The sequence below is a fragment of the Candidatus Accumulibacter cognatus genome, from assembly GCF_000584975.1.
Classification (GTDB): Bacteria; Pseudomonadota; Gammaproteobacteria; order Burkholderiales; family Rhodocyclaceae; genus Accumulibacter; species Accumulibacter cognatus.
Genome location: NZ_JDST02000019.1, coordinates 24,209 through 31,853, shown reverse-complemented (window position 1 = coordinate 31,853; position 7,645 = coordinate 24,209). Strand labels below are relative to the sequence as shown.

The 7,645-nt window shown below is 57.7% G+C and carries 11 protein-coding genes and 1 pseudogene; 8 read left to right on the top strand and 4 right to left on the bottom strand.

The genetic code is table 11. The annotated features are described in order from the left end of the window. The 7 genes and pseudogenes from AW06_RS19920 to nudB form a co-directional block, all read left to right on the top strand. A pseudogene (locus tag AW06_RS19920) lies at positions 1-144 on the top strand (ISAs1 family transposase); the annotation flags it as partial. 101 nt (positions 145-245) lie between these two features. Continuing rightward, complete coding sequence (locus AW06_RS04890) at positions 246-551, top strand: FmdB family zinc ribbon protein (RefSeq protein WP_034946450.1); 306 nt, start codon at positions 246-248, stop codon at positions 549-551. After that, the gene (locus AW06_RS04885; RefSeq protein WP_034946487.1) at positions 551-1,174 is read left to right on the top strand and encodes a DUF502 domain-containing protein; all 624 of its coding nucleotides are present in this window, start codon (positions 551-553) and stop codon (positions 1,172-1,174) included. The genes AW06_RS04890 and AW06_RS04885 overlap by 1 nt, the downstream gene beginning before the upstream one ends. A gap of 27 nt (positions 1,175-1,201) precedes the next feature. Beyond that, positions 1,202-3,004, top strand: a complete 1,803-nt coding sequence (aspS, locus tag AW06_RS04880) for an aspartate--tRNA ligase (protein WP_034946429.1) — start codon at positions 1,202-1,204, stop codon at positions 3,002-3,004. Between the two features lie 63 nt (positions 3,005-3,067). Further along, positions 3,068-3,406, top strand: a complete 339-nt coding sequence (locus AW06_RS04875; protein ID WP_246148755.1) for a ribonuclease domain-containing protein — start codon at positions 3,068-3,070, stop codon at positions 3,404-3,406. Between the two features lie 2 nt (positions 3,407-3,408). Next, complete coding sequence (locus tag AW06_RS19915; protein ID WP_273704388.1) at positions 3,409-3,852, top strand: barstar family protein; 444 nt, start codon at positions 3,409-3,411, stop codon at positions 3,850-3,852. Then, positions 3,849-4,298, top strand: a complete 450-nt coding sequence (nudB, locus tag AW06_RS04865) for a dihydroneopterin triphosphate diphosphatase (protein ID WP_034946426.1) — start codon at positions 3,849-3,851, stop codon at positions 4,296-4,298. Before AW06_RS19915 ends, nudB begins: the two co-directional genes overlap by 4 nt. Here nudB and AW06_RS19910 read toward each other — a convergent pair. From AW06_RS19910 to AW06_RS04850, 4 genes are all read right to left on the bottom strand, one after another. Then, the gene (locus tag AW06_RS19910) at positions 4,267-4,452 is read right to left on the bottom strand and encodes a cysteine-rich CWC family protein (protein WP_273704387.1); all 186 of its coding nucleotides are present in this window, start codon (positions 4,450-4,452) and stop codon (positions 4,267-4,269) included. The two genes, nudB and AW06_RS19910, sit on opposite strands and share 32 nt — an antisense overlap. Before the next feature lie 31 nt (positions 4,453-4,483). After that, complete coding sequence (locus AW06_RS04860) at positions 4,484-5,248, bottom strand: DNA-binding domain-containing protein (protein WP_034946423.1); 765 nt, start codon at positions 5,246-5,248, stop codon at positions 4,484-4,486. Then, on the bottom strand, positions 5,245-6,078 hold the full coding sequence (locus AW06_RS04855; protein WP_034946420.1) for a DUF692 domain-containing protein: 834 nt from the start codon (positions 6,076-6,078) through the stop codon (positions 5,245-5,247). Before AW06_RS04855 ends, AW06_RS04860 begins: the two co-directional genes overlap by 4 nt. 75 nt (positions 6,079-6,153) lie before the next feature. Further along, on the bottom strand, positions 6,154-6,414 hold the full coding sequence (locus tag AW06_RS04850) for a hypothetical protein (RefSeq protein ID WP_034946417.1): 261 nt from the start codon (positions 6,412-6,414) through the stop codon (positions 6,154-6,156). 235 nt (positions 6,415-6,649) lie between these two features. Here AW06_RS04850 and rpoH point away from each other — a divergent pair, with 235 nt between their 5' ends. Then, positions 6,650-7,510 carry an RNA polymerase sigma factor RpoH gene (gene rpoH / locus AW06_RS04845; protein ID WP_034946414.1) on the top strand — a complete coding sequence of 287 codons (861 nt, stop codon included), beginning with the start codon at positions 6,650-6,652 and terminating at the stop codon, positions 7,508-7,510. The last annotated feature ends 135 nt before the right edge of the window (positions 7,511-7,645 follow it).

The following is a 7,645-nucleotide window of genomic DNA, read 5'->3' as shown; positions in this document are numbered from 1 at the left end:
GCCCACAACCTTGCGGTCCTGTGCCAGTGGGTCCTCAACCTCCTGCGCACCGCGCCCGTGAAACGCAAGGGCGGCCTCCAGGTGCAGCGCCTCATCGCCGCAACTTCTGACAGCTTCCGGGCCCAACTCCTGGGTCTTGTATAAGATTCATGCGATTGCCCTGGCGCCGTTGGCGACGTAGCAGCCTGACCTGTCGTCAGTTCGCGTATAATTATAGGTTTTCAAGCGTTTTCTGAGGGTTACTCATGCCGATCTACGCCTATCGTTGCGGTTCCTGTGGCTTCGAGAAAGATCATTTGCAAAAACTGAGCGACGCGGCATTGCATATCTGTCCCCAATGCGGTCAGGCCACCTATACCAAGCAACTGACCGCTGCCGGTTTCCAGTTGAAAGGCAGTGGCTGGTATGCAACCGACTTCAAGGGTGGTAGATCGCCTGCGTCGACCGAAAAAACGGAAGGAAACGAAAAACCCAACGAAACAAGTACCAAGACATCCCAGGAAAAAGGGCCTGCCTGCGTGACCGGAGCCACGGCGTGCGCCGACCACTGATCAAGCGCTATTTCATCACCGGCCTGCTGATCTGGGTTCCGCTGGCAATCACCGCCTGGGTACTGGTGCTGATCGTTGGAGCCATGGATCAGTCCTTGCGCCTGTTGCCGGAAGCGATACACCCGCGCACGGTGCTGGGTTTCGACATCCCGGGTGTCGGGGCGGTCTTGACCTTGCTGATCATCTTTCTCACCGGGCTCCTCGCTGCCAATTTCATCGGGCAGCGGCTGGTCGCCTGGTGGGAGTTGTTGCTGGCACGCATTCCGGTCGTTAATTCGATCTATCACAGTGTCAAACAGGTTTCAGACACGCTCTTTTCATCATCCGGAAACGCTTTTCGCAAAGCATTGCTGATCGAATATCCGCGGCGTGGCTCCTGGACAATCGCTTTTCTCACCGGTCAGCCGGGTGGTGAAATGCTTCGGCATCTCGATGGCGAGCATGTCAGTGTTTACATTCCCACGACACCGAATCCGACTTCGGGCTTCTTTCTGATGCTGCCGAGAACGGAAGTCATCGAACTCGACATGAGCGTGGACACCGCACTGAAATATGTGATCTCGATGGGCGTTGTGGCTCCGCCGTTACGACCGCAGACCGCGAACGCTTCCAGCCGACCATAACCTCAAACAAGTCACTCGGAAAACAGCATGCGTACTCATTATTGTGGGCAAGTCGATTCACAGCTTATTGGCCAGGATGTCACACTTTGCGGCTGGGCGCATCGGCGCCGCGACCATGGCGGCGTAATCTTCGTCGATCTCCGCGACCGCGAGGGACTGGCACAGATCGTATGCGACCCCGATCGTCCGCTGATGTTCAAGACCGCGGAGTCGGTTCGCAACGAGTTCTGCCTGCGGATTGCCGGCAAAGTCCGCGCCCGACCTGAGGGTACAGTCAACCCCAATATTGCCAGCGGTGCGATAGAGATTCTTTGCCACGAGATGGAAATCCTTAATCCGTCGGTGACACCACCGTTCCAGCTCGACGAAGAGAATCTGTCGGAGAACATTCGTCTGCTGCACAGGGTGCTCGACCTGCGGCGTCCGCAGATGCAGGGCAACTTGCAACTTCGTTACCGCACGGCGCGGGCCTTCCGGCGCTTTCTGGACGATGCTGGTTTCATCGATATCGAAACTCCGATGCTCACCAAGAGCACTCCCGAGGGCGCGCGCGATTATCTGGTTCCCTCGCGGGTACATCCCGGCCAGTTCTTCGCTCTTCCTCAGTCACCGCAACTTTTCAAGCAGTTACTGATGATTGCCGGGTTTGACCGTTACTATCAGATCACCAAGTGTTTCCGCGACGAAGATCTGCGCGCCGACCGCCAACCGGAATTCACCCAGATCGATATCGAGACCTCGTTCATGAGCGAGGGCGAAATTATCGGACTGATGGAAGAACTGATCCGGGCGGTGTTCAAGGATGCGATCGCCGCCGATCTGCCCAATCCATTCCCGCGCCTGAGCCATGCTGAGGCCATGCAACGCTATGGCTCAGACAAGCCCGATTTGCGTGTGACTCTCGAACTCGTCGAAGTCGCCGACGCCCTGAAGGATGTCTCCTTCAAGGTCTTCGCCAGTGTCGCCAACAGCGAGGGAGGTCGTATTGCTGCCCTGCGCATTCCCGGTGGGGCCAGCCTGACTCGTGGCGAGATCGATGCCTATACCCAGTTTGTCGGCATCTATGGCGCCAGAGGGCTGGCCTACATCAAGGTCAACGATGTCACGCAACTCAACGAGGCTGGCCTGCAATCACCGATCGTCAAAAACCTGCACGCGCGCGCGCTGCAGACGATCGTCGAGCGGACCGGCGCGCAGTCGGGAGACCTGATTTTTTTTGGTGCAGACAGATGCAAGGTGGTCAACGACGCGCTCGGTGCCCTGCGCACCAGAATCGGACATGAAAAGGGCTTCGTCAATGGCCATGCCTGGGAGCCGGTATGGGTTGTCGACTTTCCAATGTTCGACTATGACCCAGAAGAGAAGCGTTGGACGGCTTGCCACCACCCTTTCACCAGTCCGAAGGACGAGCATCAGTCACTGCTCGAAAGCGATCCAGGACGCTGCCTGGCCAAAGCCTACGACCTGGCACTCAACGGTTCAGAGCTTGGTGGTGGATCGGTGCGGATTCACCGTGCGGCAATCCAGGAACAGGTCTTCAGGGCGCTCGGCATCGGTAAGGAAGAGGCGCAGCTCAAGTTCGGGTTCCTGCTTGATGCCCTCAAGTACGGTGCTCCTCCCCACGGTGGTCTGGCTTTTGGCCTGGATCGCATCGTGACGCTGATGGCCGGAGCCGAGTCGATCCGTGACGTGATCGCCTTCCCGAAAACCCAGCGTGCGCAGTGCCTGCTCACCGACGCACCGAGCGGCGTGGACGAAAAACAACTCCGGGAACTGCACATCCGCCTGCGCCAGAGAGTCGAAACGCAAGTCGAGATTGGCAAAGGGTAATTGCAGGTGCTGAAAATCGTGACTCTTCTGCGGCTATTGCTGCTGGCTGCACTGCTCGGTGCTCTGCTTGGCGTGGCTCAGGCACGTGAACCCAGGCCACTGGCGAGCGTCGCGTTGGCCGATTTGCCACCGGAGGCATTGCAGACCCTGCGTCTGATCCGGCAGGGCGGACCCTTTCCTTACCCGCGCAAGGATGGCAGCATTTTTGGAAATTTCGAGAAGCGCTTACCATTGCAGCCGCGCGGCTACTATCGAGAGTATACGGTGCCGACGCCGGCTAGTCGCGACCGTGGCGCGCGACGAATCATCGCCGGCGAGGGACGCGACGGTGATGTCGCCAACTCCGGCGAGTACTATTACACTGATGATCATTACCGTAGTTTCCGCCGTATACGCGAATAACCATGAGCCAGAACGACTTGCAGAACTTGCTTGTGGATGCAACACAGGCCGGTATTTACCATCTGCCTGTGACTGCTCACAGGGTTGTCAAAGCGGCTGCGGAAGCGGCCGGCCTCGCCTGTTTTGACGTCAGTTTTGACGACTCTGACTGCATCGACAGCGTCCTTTCGACACTCGGACGGGATCTCGATTTGCCCGAGTGGTACGGACACAACCTTGATGCCCTCAAGGATTGTCTGACCGATTTTTCGTGGTTTGAAGCCGCTGGTTATGTCCTGATCATCACCCGGGCTGAAATTCTGCAAGCCCAGGATCCGGTATCTTTTCACGCGGTAAACGAGGTGTTTGCCGCGGCCATTGCCGAATGGCGCTTGCAGGACTTACCGATGTGGGTATTTTACGATCTCCGTGCTGACGGACTGGCGGCTCTCCCGACTCTGGCATGAAGCAATACAAGCGGCCGGTGTCGGTGCTGGTCGTGATCCATACTCGGGACTTGCAGGTGTTGTTGCTCGAACGCGCTACTCATGCAGGTTACTGGCAGTCCGTGACTGGCAGCCAGGAAGAGGGCGAGCCATTGCTGACAACTGCCATCCGTGAAGTCGGGGAGGAAACCGGGATCAAGGTGCTCGCCGAGGGTCTTGTGGATTGGCAACTCAGCAATCGCTACGAGATTTTTGCCGAATGGCGACATCGTTACGCTCCGGGTGTCCTGCACAATACCGAGCATGTCTTCTCTTTGCTACTTCCGGCAGCACAGCCGGTCACCATTGCTGCCGAAGAGCACTTGCGTTACTGCTGGCTGCCGTGGCGGGAAGCGGCTGCGAAATGTTTTTCGTGGAGCAACCGCGACGCAATTCTCATGCTTCCTGAGCGGATGTCTGAGCACTGAGCCGCTGCTCCAGACAGGCCGGGCAGTAACAGCCGGCGGCCGCCGCACTCGCTTCAAGGGACAGGGTCGGCTTTTTCATACACCAGCAACTGGGGAGACCGGCCACCGCCCCGCAGACAAAGGCCGTGCCGCAGTCCGTACACCTCGTCGTCATGGGGTTTCCTGGGAGTATTGGCATGTTCCTCTCAATCCTTAGCGAGAAGACCTTCGGCGATCCAACGCTGAAGAAAACCGGCAGCCGTCTGCGCCGGTTCCGGTACTCCGGATTCGGCAATCACCGTGCAACAGTCGGCGAAACTGGCCCCCAGGGTCAAGGCTCGCAGAGCCGCTGCTTCGCAGGTATCGGAAGACCGCCAGCAGCAATCGAGAGTGGGCCGCCAGATCAGCAGTACATGTACCGATGGTTGTGGTTCCTCGCTAGTGGCTGCGGCGTCCGCATCGAGTGCTTTCCAGATTGGCTCGACACACCACGTCAGATCGATCATCTGCAAGGAGGGAAGGGGGGTGAATCGCCGTTGGGGCCAGTCCTGAAGCTGCAACGCAGCGAGATCGTCGGCAGTGAGGGTGGTGGCGTCTGCAGCATCAAAGGCCGTACGCATTGCCCAGTCCATCCGTGCCAGGTCGAGCAGCGCCGGATGTGGCAAGCGCTCTGGGGCAGCAGCAAGAAACTCCACCAGCCTGTGGCCGTACCAGCGAATCGAACGGAAATGCGATGGGTGCGCGTCGATATACGCATGCGCCAGAACAGCAAAGGCGTCATCACTGAGCGCCCGCTGCAGAACCAGGAAATTGTCTGCCAGAGCCGCCGTCAGGCGGGCACGATAAGCTTGCAGGTAAACGCTCATTCCTCCTGCCAGCACCGCCCCCTCCGCAGCAAATAAACCCGGAGTCGGATGGTCAAGCAGAATGCTCTGTTGGAAGCGCTGCTGCAAATCGGCCAGGGTGCTCATGCTGCCTGTTTGGCCTGGATGCGCTGTGCCAGCGCACGAACGCAGTCGAGTTCGGCGATGAGTTCCGCGAGCGGCGGAATGTTGTCGTCGCGTTCGATCATCGTTGGTATCGAACCAAGTCGTCCAACGGTATAGGCGTACAGATCCCAGACGGCTTCACAAATTGGTTGATCGTGGGTATCGATGAGGTAACCGCCATGCTTCTCGTGTCCAGCGAGATGAATCTGGCGAACTGCAGTAAGCGGCATGGCATCAATGAAGGTATGCGGATTGAAATGGTGATTGACACTGCTCACGTAGACATTATTCACGTCGAGCAGCAACTCACAGCCGGTACGCCTGACCAATTCGCCGATGAACTCCCATTCGCTCATCTCGTCGGCGCGGTAGCGCACATAGCTGGAAACGTTCTCCAGCAATAGCGGTTGGCCGAGAGCCTCCTGTACCTGGGCCACGCGGGCCTCGAGTTGCCGCAGGGCCGCCTCGGTGTAAGGCAGTGGCAGCAGATCGTGGAGGTTCAACGATCCGGTTCCGGTCCAGCACAGATGGTCCGAAACCCAGGCCGGCTCAACGCGGTCGACCAGTGCTCGCAACTGCCGCAAGTACGCAGAATCAGGTGCATCGCAGCTGCCAATCGAGAGCGAAACACCATGCATCACCATAGGATAGTCACGGCGGATGCGATCAAGATAGTAAAGGGGTTTGCCCCCCGCGACGAGATAGTTTTCGGAGATGATTTCAAGCCAGTCCACGTGCCATGGAGACTCGACAAAATCCCGGTAATGTTCAGTACGAAGGCCCAGGCCGAAGCCGTTCAGGGTGTTGCGCATCGCCTCTCCTGCAGGTTGGCCTCGGGCGTGACCGTTGGCCTGTGGGCAGCCCGGTCACGCCGCATGGCAGCAAGCTTACTTGACGACCTTGCCACCCGCATCGGTGCATTCCTTGGCGCTGGCTTTGGTTACCCAGCCCTGGCCCTTGCAGGCGTTCGTTCCTTTGCACTCGCTCTTGGCCGTCTTGCATTCGGAATGGCCCTTGCACGAATTGATGCCGGCACAGTGTACCGAGCCTCCTTCCGCGGCGTGAACGCTGGGGATCATGATGCTGCCAGTAGCAAAAAGGGCCGCCGCGGCAGCGGCGATAGCGACACCAGACAGTTGATTTGACATTTGATTCTCCTCTCATTGGATGGGTTGAGTCAAAGCTGGCCGTTCTATAACCAGTTCTCTGACATCCCTTAGACGCTGGCATTGCAGAATTACTTACAGCAAAGGAAAAAATATTTCTTTGCTGGGGTTCTGGTGTGGAATTTGGGCCGGACGAACTTTTCTGTCAATTAGCACTCTCATGCGGCGAGTGCTAAAATAGGGCTCATAATCGGTAATGTGAAGGAGGAATGATTCCATGACGCAAGCCTTGGCTTTTCCCACGGTTTCTGCTGTCGGCAGCATTGACGCTTATATCCAGGCGGTCAGGCAATTTCCGCTGCTCAGCGAGGAAGAGGAGTTTTGTCTGGCTACCCGCTTTCGCGAGGAGGAAGATCTCGATGCGGCACGGCAATTGATACTGTCGCATCTGCGTTTGGTGATTGCCATCGCGCGCGGGTATCTCGGGTACGGTCTGTCCCACGCCGACCTGATTCAGGAGGGTAATATCGGCCTGATGAAAGCGGTGAAGCGTTTCGACCCGAAGCGCGGAGTGCGCCTGGTTTCGTTCGCCATCCAGTGGATCAAGGCGGAGATTCATGAGTACGTCCTGAAGAACTGGCGGATGGTCAAAGTGGCAACGACCAAAGCGCAGCGGAAGCTGTTCTTCAATCTGCGCGGCATGAAAGCGAATAGCGAGGGCCTCAGTTCGTTGCAGGTGGCGGATATTGCGCATCGCTTGTCAGTCAAACCGGACGAGGTGATCGAGATGGACACTCGATTATCGGGTCATGATCTGGCGCTGGAAGGCGACAATGACGATGAGGATGCGTTTGCTCCGATTGCCTATCTCTCCGACCATTCGAGTGAACCGCTCCGTGTGCTTGAATCCCGTGCGCGTACGTACTTGCAGAATGATGGACTGCAAAGTGCGCTGGCCGCTCTCGATCCACGCAGCCGTCGCATTGTCGAGGCACGTTGGCTGACCGATGAGCATTCGGCCACCTTGCACGAACTGGCGGCGGAATTCGGTGTCTCCGCCGAGCGAATTCGCCAGATCGAAGTTAAGGCAATGCAGAAGATGCGGGTGAATCTGACCTCCCTGGCGGAACAAACCTAACGGTCATGACTTTTCCAGAAACCTCCGAGCATGAAAGTCATGTCCCAGGATTTATCCTCCGTTGACGCGCGGATCTGCGACTAACCGACGTTCACCAATGGAGAGTTTTTGGGGATTTCTCCACACCCAATCGAA